The organism is Phyllobacterium trifolii (assembly GCF_014192095.1).
Taxonomy (GTDB): Bacteria; Pseudomonadota; Alphaproteobacteria; order Rhizobiales; family Rhizobiaceae; genus Phyllobacterium; species Phyllobacterium trifolii.
The window spans coordinates 359,575-382,086 of the sequence record NZ_JACHXN010000001.1; the positions used below are offsets into that span (position 1 = coordinate 359,575).

Sequence of the window (22,512 nt, forward strand, 5' to 3'; positions counted from 1 at the left end):
AGCGAATAATGGCTGGACACAGCATCCCTCATTTCCAGAACAGCGCAGGACATGCGAGCATTGCCATCGGAGTGAAGGAATTCATGTGCGTCGGCGCCAATTCGCCTTTCGACCACCCGCATGTTTTCCTCGATCTCGGCGACGATAATGAGAAGGTGTGTCCCTATTGCTCTACGCTTTATCGATATGACGCATCACTTGCCGCCGATGTGACCGTTCCCGAGGGCTGCACCTATGTGGACGAGGCCGCTTGAAAGCAGCACTCATCGATCTGAAAACAGAACGAAACAGGCGAATACCAAATCCTGACCAGATCATCATTGCCGGTGCAGGTATTGCTGGCCTCACTCTTGCCCTTGCACTGAGCGCCAAGGGCTTTCACGTCCAGATATTCGAAAAAAGCGCGGCGCTCGCCGAAATCGGTGCTGGATTGCAGCTTTCCCCCAATGCGACGCGGCTTCTCGGTCGGCTCGGCGCGATGGAACAGCTGCAATACGCATCCGTCGAACCGCAAGCCGTCTGCTTGCAGGATGGAACAAGCGGCGGCGAGTTGCTGCGGTTGCCGATTGGCGAACAAGCGACGGAACGCTGGGGTGCGCCCTATATCGTTTGTCACCGCGCCGATTTGCAGAACACTTTGCTCACCCTCGCGCGCAGCCGGCCCAACATCGCCATACAGTTGCAGTCGACCGTGACGCAGCGCAAGGCAGACAGCCAGGGCATGCTCGTCCGCGTGCAATATCATGACCGCATCGAGGAACACCGCGGCGCGCTGCTGGTCGGCGCAGACGGCGTGTGGTCGAACCTGCGCACCGCTGTCTCCGACGCGGACCGTGCGCGTTATACCGGCATGGTTGCATGGCGATCATCACTAGGGGTCGATCAGCTGCCGGAATCGTTCAAGACACTGTTGCCACAAGGGGTCAACGTCGTCGCCTGGACTGGCTCCAACGCGCATCTGATCGCCTATCCTATCCGTTCGGGCCAGATGATCAATTTCGTAGCGGTTGCGCCCGACCATGAGGCCGGCAACCGATGGCCCGTTCCTGTCGATCCGGAGAGCCCGAGCCAGAATTTCATCCGGGAATTCGCCAGTTGGCATGTGGGACTACGCGATGTCATGCGAGCGGGTCGTCCCTGGACACCGTGGCGGCTGTTCGAGATGAAGAAATGCCGATTCCTGACCGAGGAGCGTGTGGTGCTGATTGGCGATGCTGCGCATGCCATGACACCTTATGCGGCGCAGGGTGCGGCGATGGCCATCGAAGACGCATGCGCATTGGCTGGCGCCTTGAGCGCGGATCGTGCCGCCTGGCCATCTGCCCTCGCCCGGTTCAGCAGAGCCCGGACGAAACGTATCAGCGCAGTTGTCAGGCGCGGAGCGCTCAACCACCTGGCCTATCATGCAAAGGGACCGGTGGCCGTTGCGCGCAATATCCTGCTGCGCAACCGTCCGGTGGAAAAGTTCATCGAGGGATTTGACTGGCTGTATGGATTTGACGCGGAAGAGCGAAAAGAACAGGTTTGAGTTTCATTCGGCCGGAGTGCCACGCAATCTTGCCATGGCTCGGGCAATTTCTTGCTTGGATGCTTCAGTCTCTTTCTGCAGTTGGTTCAATTCATGCCGACCAACGAGAAAGGCACCGATCCCCACCAGCGTAACCCAAACCATCGTATAAATGCTGTACTCCAGCATTACTGCCATCCATTTCTGAGTTTCGTTCTACCATACAGATGGAGCCCATAAGATACCATTGATGCCTGAATCATCATAGCGAAGACCGATATCCTTTCGAGCCAATCATAATGCTGGAAAAGCGACGGGTTTGTGATCATTCCCGCGATCGGCCCCAAAAAACCCACGACAAGCAGGGCCGTAGACAAACGATCAAATGCAGCCACCACATATTTGAGAACCTCGTTGTCGCGGATCTTGCGAGTGGCATCCAGCGCTTTGAGCTCTTCTTTTGTAAGATCCTGAAAACTCTCGTTCATTAGAAAAATCCCGATGAAATGGCTTTGTCAAAAATCTGGAATTGAAAATCGTAAAGAGACGGCGGCCGGTTTGGCCGCCGCAATAAATCGGGAAATTTCGTTCCAGGACTGCTAGTGCAGGATCTGGCTGAGGAACAGTTTCGTGCGCTCGTGCTGCGGGTTGTCGAAAAACGCTATCGGTTCATTCTGCTCGACGATCTGACCCTGATCCATGAATATCACGCGGTTTGCGACCTGACGGGCAAAGCCCATCTCGTGCGTGACGCAAACCATCGTCATGCCTTCTTCAGCTAACTGGACCATAGTATCCAGCACTTCCTTGATCATCTCCGGATCGAGTGCCGAAGTCGGTTCATCGAACAGCATGATACGCGGATTCATGCAGAGCGACCGGGCGATTGCCACACGCTGCTGCTGACCCCCGGAGAGCTGGCCCGGATATTTATTGGCCTGTTCCGGGATCTTGACGCGTTCCAGAAAGTGCATCGCCACCTCGTCGGCCTTTTTCTTCGGCATCTTGCGCACCCATATCGGAGCGAGCGTGCAGTTTTCGAGGATCGTTAGATGCGGGAAAAGATTGAAGTGCTGGAACACCATGCCGACTTCGCGGCGCACCTCGTCGATCTTTTTCAGATCACTGGTGAGCTCGATGCCGTCGACAAGGATTTTACCGCTTTGATGCTCTTCCAGGCGGTTGATACAGCGGATCATGGTGGACTTGCCCGAACCGGACGGACCCGCAATGACAATGCGCTCGCCGCGCATCACCTTGAGGTTGATGTCCTTCAGAACGTGAAAGTCGCCATACCACTTGTTCATGTTGATGATTTCAACGGCTACGTCCGTCTTTGAAACGTGGAGGAGCGAGCGGTCGACATGGATTTCTTCCGGGTCGATGATGTTTTCAGTGGTCATAAGCATAGCTCCTTAGCGTTTGTGCCCTGTATCGAGCCGGTTTTCCATGAATATGGAATAACGCGACATGCCGAAACAGAAAATCCAGAAGACAAATCCGGCGAAGATCAGGCCAGATATAGGTGTTTGCGGAGATGCCCAATTGGCATCGGAAAAGTGCTGTTTCACGGTTCCGAGCAAATCGAACATACTGATGACGGAAACGAGGCTCGTATCCTTGAACAGGCCGATGAACGTATTGACGATGCTCGGTATGACCAGCTTCAACGCTTGTGGCAGGATAATCAACCGCGTCTTCTGCCAGTAGCCGAGGCCAAGAGAGTCGGCTCCTTCATACTGTCCTTTCGGGATCGCCTGCAGCCCCCCGCGCACCACCTCTGCCATGTAGGCGGAGGCAAACAGCGCCACACCGATCAAAGCCCTAAGCAATTTGTCGAATGTTACCCCCGGCGGCAAAAACAGCGGCAGCATGTAGCTCGCCATGAACAAGACGGTTATCAGCGGAATACCGCGGATTGTCTCGATGAAGATGACGCAAAACATCTTGATGACTGGCAGTTGCGAACGCCGCCCCAACGCCAGAATGATTCCAAGCGGCAAGGAGACACAGATACCCACGAAAGATATGACCAGCGTAACCAGCAATCCGCCCCATAATGGTGTCTCGACGTAGGTAAGACCGAACCAGCCGCCCACGAGCAGGAAAAAACCGACGATGGGAAATATGAAGAAGAACGTGATCGCATTCGCCACTTTGTATGGTGCTTTGGGAATCAGCAGCGGGATGAGCAGCAGTACGAACATGATGCCGACGAGATTGACCCGCCAAATCTGGTCCTGGGGATAGGGCCCATACATGAACTGTTTGAAGTTGGCATTCACATAGGCCCAGCAGGCGCCTGACCATCCTTCCGGTTGGATACCGCCCTGCGCCACTGTCGCGCAAACGGACCGATCGGGTCCCACCCATGCCGCCTGGACAAACATCCAGTTGATTACCGGGGGCAGGTACCACGCAATGAGCAGAAGGGCGAAAATGGTCAGGGCGGCGTCAATCGGCGTGGCAAAGAGATTGATACGCATCCATCGGACGATGCCTCTCTCTGCCAGAGGCGGTGTCTGTCCCTGAAGCATCTCGGTACGGACAAAGCTTAAATTGCTATCCACCATGATCAGCGCTCCACCAGTGCCATTTTGGCGTTGAACCAATTCATGAAGAGCGAAGTCAGCACGCTAAGGCTGAGATATACGATCATGAAGATAGCCACCACTTCGATGGAGCGGCCAGTTTGGTTGAGGATCGTTCCGCCGACTGCAACAAGATCAGGATATCCGATCGCGACAGCCAGGGACGAGTTTTTGGTCAGGTTGAGATATTGGCTTGTCAGTGGCGGAATGATGATGCGCATCGCTTGCGGCACTACCACCAGGCGAGTGGTCGGACCAGCCCGCAGTCCAAGTGCATGAGATGCCTCGCTTTGCCCCTTGCCAACACCACGAATGCCGGCGCGGACGATCTCGGCGATGAAGGCAGCGGTGTAAAAGGACAAGGCCAGAAAGAGCGACATGAACTCTGGACCGATTTGAGAGCCTCCCCTCAGATTGAAGGCGCCGAGAACCGGGTAGTCGAATGACAGCGGAAAACCCTTGATGACCAAAGCCAGTAGTGGAAAACCAACGATGAGAGCCAATGCGGTCAAACCGACAGGAAATTGCTGGCCGGTCGCCATCTGCCGCTTATGCGCCCAGCGCCGGACAAGGAGCGCCCCGACGATGCCGGCAATGAGGCCAACACCGGCCAGCCAAGCGCCGTCCCCGAACACCGGTGCCGGGAAAAAGAAGCCTCGATTGTTCAGATACATGTTGAATGGCAGCGTGATGCTTTGCCGAGCCTGCGGAAGCACCGACAGAACACCCAAATACCAGAAGAAAATGACCAGCAATGGCGGAATGTTACGGAAAACTTCCACGTAGACGGTGCAAAGCTTGCGGATAAGCCAATTGTGCGAAAGGCGACCGATGCCGATGACGAAGCCGAGGATCGTCGCGGTGATGATCCCGGCGAAAGCAACTGTCAGCGTATTGAGAAAGCCGACCATCAAAGCCTTTAGATAGGTCGAGTCACTCGAATAGGCCAGAAATGGGCTACTGCTGATATCGAAGCCTGAGCGGCCATCGAGAAATCCAAACCCCGTTGCCAGGCGAGCACGTTGAAGATTGGCAATTGTGTTGTCGACGATCCAATAGCCGAGACCTGCTATTGCAAGCACTGCCACCGCCTGAAAGATGTAACCGCGGACTTTCGGATCGTTTAAAAGTGATACTTTGGCGCTGTCTTTGCCGACAGGCGTAATATCCTGCGATGCCATTGACCCCTCATTTCTTTTAAATGCTTGTTCTTATTATTTTTTATTATTGTAGGTGAGGAGGCCAAGCCTCCTCACCCGATTTTCTAAATTTATCGGGGCCGATCAGCGGATCGGCATTGCGTACTGCAGGCCACCCTTGCTCCATTGAGCATTGATACCACGTGCAATTTTCAACGGGCTTCCGGAACCCAGGTTCTTTTCGAAAACCTCACCGTAATTGCCAACGGCCTTGATGATGTTGACAACCCAATCATTGGTCAAACCAAGATCGGTACCAAGCTTGGTATTGGCTTCCTGGCCAAGAACACGCTTGATTTCCGGATTGTCGCCGTTCTTGACTTCATCAACGTTGGCCTGAGTGATGCCAAGTTCCTCGGCTGTCAGCATGGCATAGTGAGTCCAGCGAATAATGTCAGCCCATTGCGGATCACCCTGGCGTACGACAGGTCCCAGTGGCTCCTTTGAAATGATCTCAGGCAATACAATGTGATCATCCGGCGCCGTGAGTGCAAGGCGGTATGCATACAGACCTGACTGATCGGTCGTGTAGGCATCGCAACGTCCTGAATCATACGCCGCATTGACCTCTTCAACTTTCTCGAACACGACGGGATTATACTCCATCTTGTTGGCTTTGAAATAATCGGCAAGGTTGAGTTCCGTCGTCGTGCCAGCCTGCACACAAACAGACGCGCCAGAGAGCTGAAGCGCGGAATTGATACCGGAAAGCTTCTTGGAGTTGATCATGAACCCTTGGCCGTCATAATAGTTGACGCCAGTGAAATCAAAGCCCTGCGTATCGCGGCTGAGAGTCCAGGTTGTGTTGCGGATGAGAACGTCGATCTCGCCTGACTGCAACGCGGGAAGGCGGTCTTTCGCGGACAATGGCGTAAATTTGACCTTTGTTGCATCGCCAAAAACCGCAGCAGCAACTGCGCGGCAATAGTCGACGTCAAAACCCGACCACTCGCCTTTGTCATTCGGCGAAGCGAAGCCCGGAAGACCGGTGTTCACACCACATTGAAGGAAGCCCTTCTTCTTGACGTCGTCCAGCGTGGCAGCCGAGGCCGCGTTCGCCAGAAGGACGAACGCCGAGGCTGCCAGTGCGCCCTTCAAAACAAGATTTTTCATAACGATTTGACCCTTTAGGTTGGTGCCCATAGTTCCCACAGAGGAAAAATCATATTGGCGGATCGCTCCCCACGCCCCCAAAAAAAGGGCCCAATATGTCTCCCATTCACGCAGCTATCGAAGGCCATTCTGACGCTTTGGTCAAGCGGTAATCTTTGCTCAATATTATAGCAATGTTAGACTTTCGACTGCTCACGAAGAGATTTTTGGATCATTTGTTGTTCAGACCTGCGTTTTGTTACCAAAAACGCTCGCTGAACCGCATATCCGGCCAGAATTGGCTTTTCCCGAAGACGAAGGCTGTACGGCGTCCGGCCAAGAATCTGGCCAGCACAATCGTGAATAGAAAACCGAGTGTATAACCGGCCACGACATCTGTCGGATAATGAGCGCGGGCAAAGACGCGGGTCAAGGCGATGAACATCGTCGCCAGGATGATTGGTATGCGCCAGCGCGGGAACCACAGAGCCAGTACACCACCAACCGCGCCCATGGTGGTTGAATGACCAGATGGAAAACTCGCAAAATTATACCCCGCTACGAACGGTGAAAAACTGTTGGCCCCCAGCGTATCGATGAATTTTGGGCGCGCCCGGCCGATAAGAAACTTCGCAATATTGGTCAGTATCCCCGATAAAGCGATGGCCCAGAAAGCGAAGGTCGCCTGTGCATAGACGAGGCCAAAGCGGATACGCCGGTCTCGGGCAATATTCCCCCAATCGATGCCGATCAGGCACACGCCGATGACGAAAGCCGGAATGAGATACCATTGCGACAGGCCGATATCAGTCAGATGCCGCACACCATTAAGCGGCTCATAGGTCGACAGCGTGCGCGACAAGAGCGCGTCATAGGGATGAATCAGCAGAATGAGGAAGAAGATGAGAACGACAGCCATGAACATGCCGTTCGTCCACGCGGGCGGAGAACCCGGAAAAGCGGGAGAATTGATGCGGCGCAGAAAGCGGACAACGGACTGACCGACCCGGCCCAAGGCGGATTGCGTTTGCCCCTGATTGCGTGGCTTCGTCATCTTGTCTTTCCCGTCAATCAGCCTGCTCTCCTGTTGCAACAAGCACGCGGTGGCATTATCGACTTCTGCGACACCCGTCTGCAAATTCATCCCCGACGATCATCTGATGCGATTTTCTGCGCTTCCGGTGCTCACGTACGATGTGTACGCTGCGCTCCGGTTCTCGAAAACCACCTCAGCTGACACATCAGGGATGAATTTTCAAACGGTCTCTGACAAGGCACACAAAATATGGAGACGATCTCATGGAGAAGCAACCGGGCAAGGTGGCGCAAACCGGAATCAATACGAGGCTTGCCCATGGTGGCTATGATCCACGCGACTATCACGGCTTCGTCAATCCGCCGGTCGTCCATGCGTCGACTGTGCTGTTTCCAGATGCGCAAACCATGGCTAATCACAGCCAGCAATATACCTATGCCACGCATGGAACACCCACCACCGATGCTTTGTGCCGCGCGATCGATGAGCTGGAGGGCTCTGCCGGCACTGTTCTCGTTCCCTCGGGTCTTGCGGCAGTGACGGTACCGCTTCTGGCTTTCCTCTCGCCGGGTGATCATCTGCTGATGGTCGACAGCTGCTATGGCAATACCCGCCATTTCTGCAAAACCATGTTGAAGCGATTGGGTATCGAGGTCGAATTCTATGACCCGCTGGTTGGCGCTGGCATCGAGAAACTGATCAAGCCGAACACCCGTGTCATCTTCACCGAATCACCGGGCTCCAACACGTTCGAAATCCAGGACATCCCGGCCATCGTTGAAAAGGCCCATGCGGCAGACGCCATCGTCATGATGGACAATACCTGGGCGACGCCGATCTATTTCAAGGCGCTGGACTATGGCGTCGATATCTCGATCCATGCGGCGACCAAATATCCTGCCGGTCATTCCGATATCTTGATGGGAACCATTTCGGCCAATGAGAAATGCTTCAAGACATTGGATGCGGCGCATTCCGCACTCGGGCTCTGCGTGAGCGGTGACGATGCCTATCAGGTTTTGCGCGGGCTGCGCACCATGGGCGTGCGCATGGAACGGCATGCGGAGAGCGCGCTGGAAATCGCCAGATGGCTCGAGGCGCAGGACGGTGTCATCGAGGTGCTGCATCCCGGTCTTGAGAGCCATGCGGGAAACGCCTTGTTCAAACGCGATTTTTGTGGTGCGGGCGGAGTGTTTTCGATTGTCATCCAGGGCGGAGTTGCACAGGCACAAGCCTTCCTCAACGCATTGAGGATTTTCGGCCTGGGCTATTCGTGGGGTGGATATGAAAGTCTCGCGTTGCATGTCCATCTCGGCGGCCGGGAGATTACGGGCAAGAATTATGCAGGACCGGTCATCCGGCTGCAGATCGGACTTGAAGACAAGGCCGATCTTATTGCCGACATTGAAAACGGATTGGCCGCAGCAAAGACGGTTTGACGCGGATAAATACAAGGTGATTTCAATCCCGGTGACTTGACCGCTATAAGGGGCAAATGAAAAGGCTCGCTGCAATCCTCGCTCTTCTGACCGCGCTCAGCATTGGCTGGGTTCCGGTGTTTGCGGCGCCCGGCCGTCTGGCTGCAGAACTGGGTTTGCAGGACGTTGCGACCGGGGCTTCGCAGTCGTCTGGCCATATTCATCACACCCATGGCTGCGCCGGCAAACATCATTGCCCGGGGGACGTCAAACAACAGCATCCAGCGGTGTGTGCTGCCTGTATCGGCGTACCGGCAATCTCGTTTGTGGTGCCGGTCATCCCGCAACCCAAGATCATCATTCCGCGAGCCGGAGAATTGCCGCTTGTCGCGCTCGACAATGCGCCGCTCCCGCGCCCTCCCCGCATATAATTGATCATTCCTTTCATTTTACGCGCAGGTGAGCGGGCCACAGCCTGCGCCGGTTTGACTGGCCCATGGAAAGATCAACGATGAAAATCACATATATTCACAGTGCGGTGCTGATCTGCGCCCTCGCCTTTACCTCACCGGTGCTGGCGCAGGATCACACAACGCATAAAACCAAGCAGAACGACATGATGGCGATGCCCAAAGGCGATCAAAGCGCATCCTCCAAGGCGTTTGCTGAAGCCAATGCGAAAATGCACAAGGACATGGCAATCCCCTTTACCGGCAATGCCGACAAGGATTTTGTGTCGGGTATGATCGCCCATCATCAGGGTGCCATCGACATGGCCAAGGTCGAGCTCGAATACGGCAAGGATCCGGAAATCCGCAAACTGGCCGAAACGATCATCGCAGCACAGGAAAGCGAGATCAAACAAATGAAAACTTGGCTGGCCAAGAACGGCGGCTAAACAAACAAGAATCACCCGCCGGTTTTGGCCGGCGGGTGATTTTCACAAAACCATTTTCCAGTTTACTGGCGTATCTCGTTCGTTGCAGCGCGTTTCTGCATGCTCAACTGCCAAAGACTATGGGCGGCATCGGCATAGGTCGATGATCCGATTCTGAATTCGGCTGAACGCAAAGGCAACAAATCCTCCACGACGGCAAGCGTGCGCGCCGGAAGGATATCCGTGCAGGTCCATAGACGCCGGAACACAGCACTGATCGGGACCCGTTTCTCGTTGACGTCAATCTGGGGCTCTTCACTGCCGAGCTCCCAATCCTCCAAGGCGTCAATCGCATCCTGAAAGGCATTGTGCAATATGATGGGCGCATGGCCCTCATGAAGTGGGTGCAGCAAACCAGGCATTCCTGTCTCCTCACTCTTGTGTTGCAACTGCCGGGGGCTCCCGGAAGTGGAATCATAAGGGCGAGACGGCACTTATCGCAAGCCTAAACTGCTATACCATACCATTTTACTAGTCATTCTTGATTAAATTGAGTTTTCGCTACAGTTTTAAGTTCCGTCATTCAACCAAAAACTGCGCTCAATTGGCCATGCCTTTGAAAATACTTAATTTTCTAAGGATAGTAGTCCATATAACTCTAATTATTGAGTTGCGCTGGTCTGAGCGCATCGTCGATAACATCAAATAGAACTGCATTTTGCTTTTATCGATCATTGTTTTGAACTGGATTTTTTCAATGACCTATTTTCAACGCACGGCGGCGTTCGAGCCGCGACCAAATTTTTCGGCCAATTTCATACAACGTCTCGGTGGTTTTTTGACCGCCCGCATCCAGCCGCTTGCGGGGCGTTTTCGTTCTTTCAAAGCAGCCCCATGGAGTGAGCTAAGCAGTGCCTCGGACAGGCGTATCGACTTTGGTGAGCTCCCCGAAAGCGAAGTCGCGAAAGTTCGTCATATCCTGAGCACAACGGGCACATTTCGCGATAATGCGACATTGCTGGAACTCGGTGCCGGATCCGGAGTGCAGACCATCGAGATGGCAACATGCGGCGCATTTGCGCGCATACTCGCCGTCGAACCGGAGGCAGTCAATTTTTCGGCCTTGAAACGTAATGTCGACGACAACGACCTACGGAACACGGTTTCCTGCTTCCCATGTGCAGCTGGCGTCATCGATGGAATGGCCAATTTCTACGTGGGCCGCGACGACAAGCAGCGAAGCGGTATGAAACAGCGAAGGCCCAACGATACCAAGACCAGAATCCCGATCAACACGGTCGAAACCATCCTGCAGGACGCGTGCGTTCCGCTTGAAAAGATCGGTCTCGTATGGATTGATATCGAAGGCTATGAGGCGATCGCCTGCCTGTCCATGACCGCGCTCATGGAGCGCAATATTCCAATTTATGCGGTGCTTTCGCCGGAACTCTATCACCGCGATCATGGTTCGAGCTTCGTCCGCTATCTCGCCACATATTATCGCCGCTGCGTCTTGCTGACTGACGCCGAGCCACGAATCGTCAACGTAGCGGACATCCCCCTCGACCTGGGAAGCGTGCGCGTCCTGCTGATCGACTGACGTCGATTAACCAATTGGATGCTGCATTTTTCGCATCCATCTTGCCAAACTGGCGCCATTGCCGCATTCATGTCCCCTATTCGTTATCGAGGATATTGGCACATGACGACAAGGCACCTTCAGGTGATCATTCTTTCCGCGCTGCTCTCGGGCTGCGCAGGCATTCAAAGCCAGCTCGATAATGAAAAAATTTCATCCCTGCGTTATGACAATGTCGCCTGCCCCGCACTTGTGGCGCAGCGCAACCAGGCTGTGGCCGAGATCAGCCGGCTTACCAATGGCCGCGGCTACCAGGACCCGAACGTGGTCACCGGCTTCGGTCCCTTCCTGCCCGACTATCGCACGGCCAACCAGAAACAGGCCGGTGCCTTGCAGGGACAAGCCGATTCAATGACGCGGTCAATCGATCGCCGCAAATGCACCGGATAGCCCACCATTTGTTGATTTGCTTGAAGAATTATTGAATAATTTTCTCATATTTTCTCATCTGACAGAAGGATTTACAATCGGCCGCAAACGTTGTTTCGTGTTGCCACGTCCGGATTGAACATATGGACGGATCGCAACTTGGGGGCACGATCATGATCTTCGGTATGACGCCGTTTACACTTTTCCATGTGATTCTAAGCCTGATCGGTATTGTTTCAGGGCTGATTGTTCTGGCGGGTCTTATTGGCTCCGACAGGAAGGAAAGCTGGACGTTGATCTTCCTGATAACGACAGTAGCCACGAGCGTAACCGGCTTCCTGTTTCCCTATAGCGGCTTCACGCCGGCCATAGGGGTGGGTATCATATCTATGATCTTCCTCATCGCGGCGATCGTTGCGCTCTATATCTATCGTCTCGCCGGTTCCTGGCGCTCGGTCTATGTGGTCAGCGCAATCGTGTCGCTCTATCTGAATTGCTTTGTTCTCGTTGCACAGTCTTTCCAGAAGATACCTGCACTCAACGCACTTGCTCCGACAGGGTCAGAACCTCCGTTCGCGATTGTGCAGGGTATTTTGCTGGTGTTGTTCGTCATCGCGGGCTTTCTTTCGTTGCGACGGTTTCGCCCGATTTACGCCTAAGAGCTGAAGCCTTCAGACCTCGCGAAAACAGGTGCAAGCGGCGCCCTTTTCAAGGAACGCCGCTTGTTTCACAGCATGTTGATGATCTGCAAACGCAGACACGATCACCCGACGCTGCAAATCCAGTTGAATAACCGCAAAACTAAGCGTACACCTATTAGCTTAAGCGAATAGTTTGCTTTCAGCCTTTCGGATAAGCCCGCTAGGTCAATTGTTCTTCTAAGGGAGTGACAAATGGGAGACGTGACGCTTCATACCCCCCACAATGCCTGCTGCGCTACACCGCAGATTCTACAAAAAGTCCGCGAAGAAATGCCAAACAAGCCTACCAGCCCCAACAGGCTTTCGGACATTCTGAAACGAGCCAAAGGCGGTTTTGCGCATCGGCGTTTTAAGCAGCATACGAAATAGCCCGCGACGGAAGTCACGGCAGAATTGACATGAAGATCGCCGTGGCCGGGCTGCAGCGATCTTTCTGTATTTACCTTGTTATTTTTGTCCGCTTGCCTGCACTGCGGACTCACCGCATCATTATCGAGGCTCATCGATGGATGATTGATCCTATGAAGTGCTTTCGAGCTAGTTATATAGCCATTATTACTAAGTTGTTTTCGCACTGCCGCTATGGCCTGATGCGATCTGAGCCGTAGTTTATTGCAGCTCGAAGTCCTCTTAATCACTGTTTTCATTGGCAGATGTGGGAGGCACCAATGGAAGAGGATGAAAAAAAAGAAAAGGAGGATTATGCGCCCTACATGACGTCCATCTGGGGCTATCTCATAATCTTTTTGATCATCATACCAATTGTCTTGTATTTAGGCCGTCAGTTCGGAAGGTGAATTCTTGTGTCGTTAACGAGCTTCAATAAGAGGGCGAAGTCCCCCGCAACAATGACATATGCCCCATCGAATGATGAAAACGGGTACGCAGCCGATAATGGAATGAAGTTCTATCTGTACTGGCCGCCAGCGATGATCATGGTTCTCCTGGCCGTCGGAAGCTATGCTGTCGGAATGTATTTTTCCTAGAATTCCCTATCGGGGTGCTTCGTAATCGGGGGCAGTCTTGGTGGGCCCGAAGAAATATTTGTGCGGATCCTCCGCAATTTCGGAAACGCTGCGATCAATGCCTTCGACCGTGCGCCGGCTATTCGAGATGAAGCGCTGCGCATTTTTTAGCGGTTGACCCGTCAAATTGCTGAGATTGTTGAGGACGGCGACAAGCTGGGTATTCAAGTCCTTGGCTTGCTGCTGATAGGACTGAAGCTTGGAGCGTATTTCGCTGGCCGTGCTGTCCTTGTCGTCCGAAAGCTGCTTGTCGACCTTGGCCAATGTCTCATCAACGCGCACAGAAGACTTGTTGACCCGCGAGATGACGTCGCGCGCGTCATTCATAAGTTCTCCGACGCTGCGAGCCTTTTGGCCATACTCGTTTATCATTTCGGTTTTGCCGGCAAGGCCGTCGGTGAATTCCTTAGCCTGTTGAATGCTTGCAAGCAGCGGTCCCCGCGTTCTCGCGACGTATTCCTCGGTGGCGGTCGTCGCCTTGTCGACACGGTCGATCCAGTCCTGCGCAGTCTGTACCAGCGTCTTCAGCGACGATGGATCGACGTCCATACGTGCGATTGTGTCCTCCTTGTCCGCCTCTTCCAAAAGCCTTGGCTCATAGGCCTTGCCGCCCGTCAATTCGATGCGCGCCTGTCCGGCCAGTATTTCGAAGGCAAGTGTTGCCACGGTCGAGCGCGTGATCGGCGTGGTCGAGTCGATCGCAGTCTGAACGATAACGGCGTCTGGATTGGTCGAATCAATAAAGAGACGCTTCACCTCACCGACCTTCAGACCGTTGAAGAATACCGGGCTGTTCGCGGCCAAGCCTGTGACGGAACCTGGAACCCTGATTTCCAGCGTCGACGTTTCACGCGTATCGCCATAACGACCGACCCAGTAAAAGAATCCGAACGCCAGCGCACAGACGACAAGGCTGAAAACCGTAACGAGAAGATAGTTGGCCTTGGTTTCCATTGATTCTTTTGAGGCGACTCCACGGTTGGTATTAGCGATCCATTCATTACCGCCTTACGAGACGGCAAATCAATGGCGAACCAATATCGTTCTCGCCGGCTGATAATGTTGACAACTGAAAAAAGAGAATGATGTTTGACGCGAGTGGACTGGTAAAACTGGATTTGATCGGGGGGCGGGTCATGACGAACTTGACGATTTTGGCATTTGCATTGGTGTCATTCATCGGCATTGCAACACCAGGGCCGACCGTGCTGCTGGCGCTGACGAACGGCTCGCGTTTCGGAATCAAGGCAGCTTGTCTCGGTATGGCCGGCGCAGTGCTGTCAGATTTCGTCCTCATCGGCGCGGTGGCGCTGGGGCTCGGCGCCCTCCTCGCTGCGTCGGAATTCTGGTTCGCCGTGGTCAAGTGGATCGGCGTCGGCTACCTCACCTTCCTCGGCATCATGCTGTTGCGGTCCAAGGGAACGCTCGATGTCTTGCACACGGGAGGCAGTGCAGGCTCTTCATCGCGTGCAATATTTCTGAAGAGTTTCTTTGTTGCCGTGACAAATCCGAAGGGATATCTGTTTTTCTCGGCGTTTCTTCCGCAGTTCGTCGCGCCGGAATTGCCGCAGGTTCCACAATATCTGGCATTGGCGGTGACCTTCGCACTGATCGATTTCGCCGTCATGTTCGGCTATGCCGTTCTGGGTTCGCGTGCAGTGCGCCTGCTGAAGAAATCCGGTGCGCTCTGGCTTGACAGGATCTGCGGCGGCGCATTGCTTGCCCTTGCTGGTTCGCTCGCGTTCTATCGACGGGCGAACGCATAAGGTCCTGCCCCCGGCGCTTACACCAAAATAATTACCCGACGCGCAGCTGTCATGAACGAGTCTTATGATTCCGATGATTCTGCGCGTCGGGAAATTCAACAATGGACCATCACGACCTCAACCTGCGACCATTTCGCTTCGAAGAGATCGAAACGTTGCGATCGATAGAGAAATCCGCTCGCTTGCGTTATGCCGGATGGGACGGTCTCGAGATGGTGGTGGACGCTCCGTCTATCGCCGCGGAACGTTTTCTCAGTGGCGAAACAGTCGTCGCCGAAGTTGATGGTGAATGTGTTGGCTATGTCCTGATGCAACCGCTGGACGGCATGATGTACATTGCCAATATCATGGTGGCTGCCGATTTCTCCGGGCACGGCATCGGCGCAGCATTTCTCGATATGGCCAAATCCAGGGCCAGAGAGTTAAAACTATCCGGCGTTATGCTGACAACCTTCCGGGCACCGCGCTGGAACGGCCCATGGTTTCGTAAATATGGCTTTGAACCTATGCCGGAAGAGCGGATCGGTCCTTGTCTGCGGGCAATACTCGACCGTCACGCAACGGTTCTCGACATGTCGAAACGCGAAACGCTGTGGGTTGAATGGGCATAGATTATTCATTGTATTAGTAGCAGCCCGCGCTTCCTGTCGCCATCGAACGTGTCCATCGCCTTGAACAAACGTTCTCTCTTGACCAGCCAAGGCTTGTAGTTTTCATTCACGTCGAGAACGAAAACAGCGTCCTCCGCCTCCAGATATCCACCGATGGGCGAATGATGACCACCGCCGCCGCCGAAAATCTCTTCCCGGGTAAAGTTTATGATGTAGCGGCGATCCGGATCATTGGCGTGTTTCATATGCTCGTGAAATTGCTCGGCGGTCAGGTCGCGAATGACCGAGACTTTTCGCTCAGTATGGGCACGCGCGACTTCGGCGAGCTCGTCCAGGGTGAGCCCGATGATGCAGAAGCCTGTCCAGCATTTGCCCGTGCCTTCGAGGACCTGCGCTTCCGTGGTTTCCTCCTCGCCAATGGAGCGGAAAGCGTTTGCGATGCTTGCCGGGCCACAGCGGGAACCGTTGGACTGCCAGGTCACGTCTGAGTTGAATGCAGCGGCGACCGGAAGGCGCCATGCCCGCTCTAAAAGAGCCGGCGTACGGATTACCGATGCCTCTATTGCCGCGGGTGAAACACTGGATTGGCTGCCAATAAAAGCAGCGCCGCCGCCCAGCAGACCGGCGCACACGGCTAAACCGAAAATGAGGCCACGTTTCATCACCGGCACTCGCAGATTGAGCAAGGACGAAGGTTACCGTATGGAGTACGATGCAGCAAATTTTGGCTGTTCCTGCTCGTCGCCGGGTCTGTCAACGGCACGCTAGCGATTGAGGGCCCATCGCTCAGTGCGGAGCCTGAAATCGACCTTCATTGATCGCTATGGCTATAGAAATACTATTGACGCCGGCTCAAGTGAGTTTTTTCATATGCCGGTCGAGGGGTCTGTCAACGGCACACCAGCGATTGAGAGACGCACAAGTGCTCCCGCCATTGATGGTGAGAGGAGCCATCATGTCCCTGCATTTCTTTGAAAAACTCACCTATGACGAAGACGATTGGTGCATTTTGGAGGATGCCCACATCAGGGCTTGTGACCTTCTCGGCGAGCCGCCGGTGTCCTACAAAAATGCGGATCGCTTGGCACGCCACATCATGAAACTGTTCGATGCGGGCGTCCGCGACTTTGAGGTAATTGCGACGATTGCGGCCCATCGCGAAATCATCCTGGATCGCAAAGCCACATACCACTGATTGCAGCCTAAAACTCTCCTTATAGCTCTTGGTCAGCAGGATCGTCATTCCAACTGATTAGCCGCTGGTGAATTGCTCGGGACTATCCTCAGGAGTAGAATCCTACCCAAATAATAAGAAAAAGACTGGGTGGGGTCATGAGGAGAACTCGAAACTATACTGATTTTGAAGAAAGACGCACGCGGTCATTCCTGGTCAAGGTCTGCGATTATGGCGTTGCCATATTGTTGCTGGTCGGCGTCGGCTACTCGACTTACCTCGATATTGAAGCCCGTTTCAAGCCCAGCGCTCATGAGCAGTTGGCGGCAAAAGGCGTCGAAACCAACACCAAATTGGCGATCAAATAACTTCATTGCCTGATCAATTATCTCTCAGGCTAGGCGGTCTAGAAGGCGTGTTTGAGCTCCCGACGTCCTTTGGACACGCTGACGATCGCTCCGCTGCGCCAGCTTGACACGTATTGTCCGCGGGCAGACAATTTATCGTGGGGTCGCAGATCCTGCAGGTGGGGTTCGGGCGTAGGTGGCACACTTCGACGGCCCGAGCCTCACTGCCCCAATTTGAGGGCCGTCCGCTGTAGTAACAAATCACATCGCTTTTCCTGTAGAACCAACCCCTGAATATCCGTTGTGTAGGCGAGTCGACCGCCAAGTCGACAGAGTGTCCGGCGTCCATCATCCGAGCCCAAGGAGGGCGCCGGACCTCACCTAGCTCCCGATCGGCATCAGACTTAAGACTTTGCAAGACTGGACCTTAGTCCGAGCATTTGCAGGCATTTGGTCCATATTGCCATTGCCATTTTGAGAGTATTTTAGGAGCGTCGGCACCTCCCCCGGGCCGGCAAGGCCTGCTAAAGGATACCGCTTCTTTTTCACAGCAGACCAACCGACGCTCGATCCTCCGGTTATTTGCGTTCCGGAGGGTCGGGCTTTGGGCAGTTGCAAATCAACGGCCTGACGTAATCCAGTCCAAGCGCAATGGCCAAACGGCGGATATAGTCGAAGGTCTCTTATCCCTCAGGTCTTTGGTCATAATCAAATTTATCGAGCCCCAGATTAATTGTTATCTTCCGGAAATCATTACATAATTCCTTTGTGCCATCCACCCTAAGTGGCATGAGGCTCGGCGTTGAAGTGTGCGACCAAAATGTACTCCGCCGAGCCTCCTTTTTTAGCCACAGCAGCGGTGATGGATTGTCCGCCGAGGCGGTTGGAGCTCCTGTAACATCGCGCCAGGGGCAGGATGTCGCCCGCGATCACTCTGGTGATCCTTTGTTGCCTGGCGCTGGTCAATTCGAGGCCGGAACGGGGCAGCTCATATCGCCTTCCTGGCATTTCAGGTAACCCTCGAAGTTTTTGACACGCAATTGCGTGAGGTCGTCCATGCACTGCGCGACGAGCATTGGCAGCATGCTTCCTCCGGCAGCCAGTGAAGTCTGGAAATTGCACTCTGCATCACGAAATGTGTTCCAATCCCGCTGTGCCTGAACGAGAAGCTTCTTGGTACTTGCGTCGTCCTTCAGGCGGGCTTCGATTTGCGCGTAAAGCTCATTGAGCTTTTTGTCGGATTTACCGAGAGAAGTACCGGCGCACCGGTTCAAATCGTACTGAGTCTTGGCGTCGTCGTAGCACTTGTCTTGCGCAAAAGCGAAAGTCGGCATGGTCAGAACCATGGCGCCAGCCAGTGTCACGGTTTTCATCGATTGTCCTCCGTTTAGAATCCAAAAACAGCTCGTGCGCCTTCAGTAAAGCCCTTCATGATCCGGCTCATACTACTGACCTAAAGGTTCAACTTGCCAAAATGTTGCATGAAAGGGCGGCATAAGGCAAGTTTATCTCGATGCAGTTGGTCAAATTTTAAATTAGAATTTGCTAACAAATTCAAATCCTCCTCAATTCTATGTAACAGACGGATGGACGACTGATCACAAACGCCAAAACGAGACGCTATCTCGTCTGTTTGCCACAATTATTCTCGGAGCGGTGACTTTTATTCTTCCAATCCTGATGCAATCTGATACAGAAATTGATACTCAACTGTTGGATTATTGCCGAATGAGCTTGGCGTCGGATCGTCGTGAGACAACGCCTGGCTAGAGGGTTGCAGCTTCCACCAGCTGCCTTTCGATGAAGTCGACAAAGGCCCGGGCCTTGGCACTTGCCTGCCGCCCGGTTGGAAATACTGCCCACAGGTCAAGCAGGGGCAATGACCAATCCTGAAGCACGGGCCTTACCCGACCGGATTCGAGCTCCGGCGAGAACATCCACTCGGATGCGATGGCGAGCCCAAGTCCGGAAAGTACGGCTTCCCGGATGCCCTCTGCCGCGTTGACGCGGACACGGCCGCCCACTGTAACGGATGCCTGCCTGCCGTTTTGCTGGAACGTCCAGGCCGTTCCGCCGCCGCGCTGGTCGTAGACAATCGTTTGATGCCCGGCGAGATCTGCCGGCACAAGCGGCTCGCCCGCCGTTTCCAAATAAGACGGCGCGTCAAGAACCAAACGTTTGCACTCGGCCAGTTTCCTGGCGGTCAGGCTCGAATCCGTGAGTTGTCCCATACGCAAGGCTATGTCTATACCACCCTCGATCAGATCGGTGTTTCGATCGTCGAGGATAATGTCGACATCGAGGGAGGGATACTCGGCCAGGAAAGCGCCAAGGCGCGGCACCACATGCAGCCGCGCAAAGGTCACGGCGGCACAGATGCGGATGCGGCCTGACAAATTGGCGCCCGCGCCGCGGGCCGCCATATCGGCTTCGTCCGCCGCCTCGAGAGAGCTCCTTGCGTGTTCATAGAAGCTCCGTCCGGCTTCTGTCGGCGTCAGCCCGTGAGTCGAGCGGAGGAGCAGACGCACGCCCAGCCGGTCTTCAAGCTGCGCGACCGTTTTGGAAACAGCGGGTTGGCCAATGCGCAACTGTCGCGCGGCGAGGGAAAAAGACCCGGTATCGACGACACGAACGAATGTTTCCATGGACGTCAGGCGGTTCATGGTTATTCCCTTATGAGCGGACGATACCGTTTTGTATGCCGTCCCGCGCAAATCTAGCATTGCTTATTCCTGTTTGGAATAAACCATAGTCGTGCAGCATCGCTACTCTTGATCCCGGCCCCACGGCGTAATCAGCAAATCGGCATAAAATTTCAGGAGATCCACCATGTCCCAATCTGAACATTTCGACACCGTGATCCTTGGCAGCGGCCAGGGCGGAAAACAGCTTGCCTGGCATCTCGCCCGCTCGGGTCAAAAGGTTGCCGTCGTGGAACGTCGTTGGGTTGGCGGTTCATGCCCTGCAGTCGCTTGCCTGCCCAGCAAGAACGAGATCTGGAGTGCAAGGGTTGCGCACCTCGCTCGCAACGCCGCTCGGTTCGGTACGCTGACGGGGCCAATCAAGATCGACATGGCCAAGGTTCGAGGCCGCAAGCAGGACATGATCGACCGGGAGATCGCCTTTCACCTGAAGGCCTACAAGGAAAGCGGTGCGAAGTTGATCATGGGCAGCGGGCGTTTCGTTGAGCCCAAGACGATCGAGGTGGCGCTGAACGATGGCGGAATGCGGCTGCTGACAGGCAAAGAGGCTGTTATCAATGTCGGATCGCACGCAGCGATCCCGAACATTCCCGGACTTGAGGCAGCCCGGGCACTCACGCATATAGAAGCGCTGGAACTCGATTATGTGCCGGCCCATCTTATCGTGCTCGGCGGTGGTTACATCGGTGTCGAAATGGCGCAGGCCTATCGCCGTTTCGGCAGCCGCGTCACAATCATCGAACCGGGCTATCAGCTCATGAGCCGGGAAGACGCAGACGTTGCGACCGAGATGCAGCGCGTTTTGACCGGGGAAGACATTGAAATTTTGCTGGACGCTCAGCCCGTCAATGTCCATGGCCTTTCAGGAGATGAAGTCAGCGTTACCATTCACACGGCTTCCGGGGAGCGGACGATCACCGGCAGCGATCTGCTCGTAGCAACGGGGCGCATACCGAATACCGCCGATATCGGGCTTGAACAGACGGGCGTCGAGCTCGATGCCCGTGGCTTTATCCGTGTCAACGAGCGATTGGAGACGACAGCATCCGGTGTCTGGGCAATCGGCGAATGCGCCGGCAGCCCGCAATTCACGCACGTTTCCGTCGACGACTTCCGGATAGTCAGGGACAATATGGCGGGCGGCAATCGCAGGACAGATGAACGACTGGTGCCCTACGTCATGTTCACCGACCCGCCCCTCGCCCGCGTGGGTTTAAGCGAAGGCGAAGCGCAGCGGAAGAATATCCCGGTCCGCGTCGCAAATGCCGATGGGCAATGTGTTGCGGACGGAAGCGACGGACGAAACCGAGGGCTACATGAAAGTGCTTGTGAGTGTGACGGACGACAGGATATTGGGATTCACCATGATCGGCTCCGAGGCGGGCGAGGTAATGGCTGCGGTTCAGATGGCGATGCTGGCGGAACTTCCATATATGCGGATGCGCGATGCGGTTATTACCCATCTGACAATAGCCGAAGGGCTGGGACCGCTCCTCGGCGGCATCCCTCCACGCGCTGCAGGTTAGATCACGCAGCGAAGCAAATGGAGGGCGGGCAAACCTCGGGTTATTCCCGACGCTCAATCGACTAACTTATTGAAAAGATGGCGATCCCGACTGGATTCGAACCAGTGACCGTCGGCTTAGAAGGCCGGTGCTCTATCCAGCTGAGCTACGGGACCAATATGTGTTCCTGCGGAAAGTGATCTTCCCGGGAAAAATCGAAAACGCTATTTTAGTGCGTCCAAGGCTGCTTGCGGTCGAAGCGGAAGTTTTCGGAATAAGACACGATACGCCGGCGTGTTTCCTTGGGCTCGAGCACGACATAGTCGATGGCATTTTTCTGCGCATAAGCGATCGCCTCTTCTTTCGTCTCGAAAGTCAGGCGGATCTGGCTCTTCATGTCGCGCGATGAAGTATAGCCCATCAGCGGTTCAATCTTGCGTGGCTGCTCCGGCTCGAACTCAAGCGTCCAGGTATCGGTCTTTGCCTTGCCGGATTGCATTGCGGTCTTTGCCGGGCGGAAGATGCGTGCTGCCATTGAAGAGATTCCTTTGTCTGCAATCCCGATATATTACAGGCTTCAATTCAGTTCCAGCAGCATTTGCTTGGGAAAGTGGTCGGAGCGGCAGGATTCGAACCTGCGACCCTCTGGTCCCAAACCAGATGCGCTACCAGGCTGCGCTACGCTCCGTCCTTTGTTGACGCTGCTGTCCCTAGAGATATTGGCCTGAGAACGCAATAGCTCAAAACACGAAAAAAGCAGAAAACCGAACGAATGGTTTGCAAAGGCAACGTGTGACACCAAAAGTCCCACATAAATTGCAAACCTCACTGGTTTGGCCGATAGTCAACGATCGGCTTCTCGGCCCATCAGGTGGCGACTTGACAGAAAAGTGAAGTCGGGAACCACAAAAGTTGACCTTTTCGTCTAGTCATCACGAGCAATAAGGCTAGAT

At 54.5% G+C, this 22,512-nt stretch carries 26 protein-coding genes and 2 tRNA genes; 13 read left to right on the forward strand and 15 right to left on the reverse strand.

The features are described from left to right. Positions 1-8: 8 nt before the first annotated feature. Together FHS21_RS01810 and FHS21_RS01815 are read left to right on the forward strand one after the other, a co-directional pair. Positions 9-254: a zinc-finger domain-containing protein gene (locus FHS21_RS01810; protein WP_112530803.1), complete on the forward strand. Its 246-nt coding sequence runs from the start codon at positions 9-11 to the stop codon at positions 252-254. Beyond that, positions 251-1,528: an FAD-dependent monooxygenase gene (locus FHS21_RS01815; RefSeq protein ID WP_183660853.1), complete on the forward strand. Its 1,278-nt coding sequence runs from the start codon at positions 251-253 to the stop codon at positions 1,526-1,528. The genes FHS21_RS01810 and FHS21_RS01815 overlap by 4 nt, the downstream gene beginning before the upstream one ends. A 3-nt stretch (positions 1,529-1,531) precedes the next feature. Here FHS21_RS01815 and FHS21_RS01820 read toward each other — a convergent pair whose 3' ends face one another. The 7 genes from FHS21_RS01820 to FHS21_RS01850 all read right to left on the reverse strand — a co-directional run bounded on the left by FHS21_RS01820 (position 1,532) and on the right by FHS21_RS01850 (position 7,443). Next, a complete protein-coding gene (locus FHS21_RS01820; RefSeq protein WP_183660854.1) occupies positions 1,532-1,696 on the reverse strand; it encodes a hypothetical protein in 165 nt (54 codons plus the stop codon). Further along, on the reverse strand, positions 1,696-1,995 hold the full coding sequence (locus FHS21_RS01825) for a hypothetical protein (protein WP_183660855.1): 300 nt from the start codon (positions 1,993-1,995) through the stop codon (positions 1,696-1,698). The genes FHS21_RS01820 and FHS21_RS01825 overlap by 1 nt, the downstream gene beginning before the upstream one ends. 111 nt (positions 1,996-2,106) lie before the next feature. Then, on the reverse strand, positions 2,107-2,910 hold the full coding sequence (locus FHS21_RS01830; RefSeq protein WP_112530964.1) for an amino acid ABC transporter ATP-binding protein: 804 nt from the start codon (positions 2,908-2,910) through the stop codon (positions 2,107-2,109). 12 nt (positions 2,911-2,922) lie between these two features. Then, on the reverse strand, positions 2,923-4,080 hold the full coding sequence (locus FHS21_RS01835; RefSeq protein WP_112530800.1) for an amino acid ABC transporter permease: 1,158 nt from the start codon (positions 4,078-4,080) through the stop codon (positions 2,923-2,925). A gap of 2 nt (positions 4,081-4,082) precedes the next feature. Next, entirely contained in the window at positions 4,083-5,279 is a 1,197-nt protein-coding gene (locus FHS21_RS01840; RefSeq protein ID WP_112530799.1) for an amino acid ABC transporter permease, read from the reverse strand. 102 nt (positions 5,280-5,381) lie between these two features. Then, positions 5,382-6,410: an amino acid ABC transporter substrate-binding protein gene (locus tag FHS21_RS01845; protein WP_112530963.1), complete on the reverse strand. Its 1,029-nt coding sequence runs from the start codon at positions 6,408-6,410 to the stop codon at positions 5,382-5,384. 238 nt (positions 6,411-6,648) lie between these two features. Then, positions 6,649-7,443, reverse strand: coding sequence for a phosphatase PAP2 family protein (locus FHS21_RS01850; protein ID WP_162701965.1), 795 nt, complete (start codon positions 7,441-7,443; stop codon positions 6,649-6,651). A gap of 245 nt (positions 7,444-7,688) precedes the next feature. Between FHS21_RS01850 and FHS21_RS01855 the strand changes: the two genes are divergently transcribed. The 3 genes from FHS21_RS01855 to copM all read left to right on the forward strand — a co-directional run bounded on the left by FHS21_RS01855 (position 7,689) and on the right by copM (position 9,741). After that, on the forward strand, positions 7,689-8,864 hold the full coding sequence (locus FHS21_RS01855) for a cystathionine beta-lyase (RefSeq protein ID WP_112530797.1): 1,176 nt from the start codon (positions 7,689-7,691) through the stop codon (positions 8,862-8,864). Positions 8,865-8,920: 56 nt separating this feature from the next. Beyond that, entirely contained in the window at positions 8,921-9,274 is a 354-nt protein-coding gene (locus tag FHS21_RS01860) for a hypothetical protein (protein WP_112530796.1), read from the forward strand. Between the two features lie 80 nt (positions 9,275-9,354). Next, positions 9,355-9,741 (forward strand): CopM family metallochaperone, encoded by a 387-nt coding sequence (gene copM, locus FHS21_RS01865; RefSeq protein WP_112530795.1) that lies wholly within the window; start codon positions 9,355-9,357, stop codon positions 9,739-9,741. A 62-nt stretch (positions 9,742-9,803) separates the two neighbouring features. Here the strand turns inward: copM and FHS21_RS01870 are convergent, their stop codons facing one another. Next, entirely contained in the window at positions 9,804-10,142 is a 339-nt protein-coding gene (locus FHS21_RS01870; RefSeq protein WP_112530794.1) for a BRA0787 family protein, read from the reverse strand. Positions 10,143-10,477: 335 nt separating this feature from the next. Here FHS21_RS01870 and FHS21_RS01875 point away from each other — a divergent pair, with 335 nt between their 5' ends. From FHS21_RS01875 to FHS21_RS01885, 3 genes are all read left to right on the forward strand, one after another. After that, the gene (locus FHS21_RS01875) at positions 10,478-11,320 is read left to right on the forward strand and encodes an FkbM family methyltransferase (RefSeq protein ID WP_112530793.1); all 843 of its coding nucleotides are present in this window, start codon (positions 10,478-10,480) and stop codon (positions 11,318-11,320) included. A 102-nt stretch (positions 11,321-11,422) separates the two neighbouring features. Then, a complete protein-coding gene (locus FHS21_RS01880) occupies positions 11,423-11,749 on the forward strand; it encodes a hypothetical protein (protein WP_112530792.1) in 327 nt (108 codons plus the stop codon). Between the two features lie 122 nt (positions 11,750-11,871). Beyond that, complete coding sequence (locus tag FHS21_RS01885) at positions 11,872-12,387, forward strand: hypothetical protein (protein ID WP_246410719.1); 516 nt, start codon at positions 11,872-11,874, stop codon at positions 12,385-12,387. A 1,034-nt stretch (positions 12,388-13,421) separates the two neighbouring features. On the opposite strand, the gene FHS21_RS01890 is transcribed toward FHS21_RS01885, so the two are convergent. Beyond that, on the reverse strand, positions 13,422-14,408 hold the full coding sequence (locus FHS21_RS01890) for an MlaD family protein (RefSeq protein ID WP_112530791.1): 987 nt from the start codon (positions 14,406-14,408) through the stop codon (positions 13,422-13,424). 182 nt (positions 14,409-14,590) lie between these two features. On the opposite strand from FHS21_RS01890, the gene FHS21_RS01895 reads away from it, so the two are divergent. After that, a complete protein-coding gene (locus FHS21_RS01895) occupies positions 14,591-15,220 on the forward strand; it encodes a LysE family translocator (protein WP_112530961.1) in 630 nt (209 codons plus the stop codon). A 101-nt stretch (positions 15,221-15,321) separates the two neighbouring features. Continuing rightward, the gene (locus tag FHS21_RS01900; RefSeq protein WP_112530790.1) at positions 15,322-15,831 is read left to right on the forward strand and encodes a GNAT family N-acetyltransferase; all 510 of its coding nucleotides are present in this window, start codon (positions 15,322-15,324) and stop codon (positions 15,829-15,831) included. Positions 15,832-15,836: 5 nt separating this feature from the next. Here FHS21_RS01900 and FHS21_RS01905 read toward each other — a convergent pair whose 3' ends face one another. Further along, a complete protein-coding gene (locus FHS21_RS01905; protein ID WP_112551288.1) occupies positions 15,837-16,493 on the reverse strand; it encodes a phytochelatin synthase family protein in 657 nt (218 codons plus the stop codon). 293 nt (positions 16,494-16,786) lie between these two features. Here FHS21_RS01905 and FHS21_RS01910 point away from each other — a divergent pair, with 293 nt between their 5' ends. Together FHS21_RS01910 and FHS21_RS01915 are read left to right on the forward strand one after the other, a co-directional pair. Further along, complete coding sequence (locus FHS21_RS01910; RefSeq protein WP_112530788.1) at positions 16,787-17,026, forward strand: hypothetical protein; 240 nt, start codon at positions 16,787-16,789, stop codon at positions 17,024-17,026. A gap of 137 nt (positions 17,027-17,163) precedes the next feature. Further along, on the forward strand, positions 17,164-17,373 hold the full coding sequence (locus FHS21_RS01915) for a hypothetical protein (protein ID WP_112530787.1): 210 nt from the start codon (positions 17,164-17,166) through the stop codon (positions 17,371-17,373). A 941-nt stretch (positions 17,374-18,314) separates the two neighbouring features. Here the strand turns inward: FHS21_RS01915 and FHS21_RS01920 are convergent. Next, entirely contained in the window at positions 18,315-18,725 is a 411-nt protein-coding gene (locus FHS21_RS01920) for a lysozyme inhibitor LprI family protein (protein WP_183660856.1), read from the reverse strand. Positions 18,726-19,118: 393 nt separating this feature from the next. Then, positions 19,119-20,015 carry a LysR family transcriptional regulator gene (locus FHS21_RS01925; RefSeq protein WP_183660858.1) on the reverse strand — a complete coding sequence of 299 codons (897 nt, stop codon included), beginning with the start codon at positions 20,013-20,015 and terminating at the stop codon, positions 19,119-19,121. A 166-nt stretch (positions 20,016-20,181) separates the two neighbouring features. Here FHS21_RS01925 and FHS21_RS31760 point away from each other — a divergent pair, with 166 nt between their 5' ends. Further along, positions 20,182-21,645 carry an FAD-dependent oxidoreductase gene (locus FHS21_RS31760; RefSeq protein WP_446686523.1) on the forward strand — a complete coding sequence of 488 codons (1,464 nt, stop codon included), beginning with the start codon at positions 20,182-20,184 and terminating at the stop codon, positions 21,643-21,645. A 13-nt stretch (positions 21,646-21,658) separates the two neighbouring features. Here the strand turns inward: FHS21_RS31760 and FHS21_RS01935 are convergent. From FHS21_RS01935 to FHS21_RS01945, 3 genes are all read right to left on the reverse strand, one after another. After that, positions 21,659-21,735 (reverse strand) — tRNA-Arg (locus tag FHS21_RS01935). 53 nt (positions 21,736-21,788) lie between these two features. Then, entirely contained in the window at positions 21,789-22,094 is a 306-nt protein-coding gene (locus tag FHS21_RS01940; RefSeq protein WP_112527958.1) for an ETC complex I subunit, read from the reverse strand. A 76-nt stretch (positions 22,095-22,170) separates the two neighbouring features. Next, positions 22,171-22,247, reverse strand: a tRNA-Pro gene (locus FHS21_RS01945). Positions 22,248-22,512: the final 265 nt, after the last annotated feature.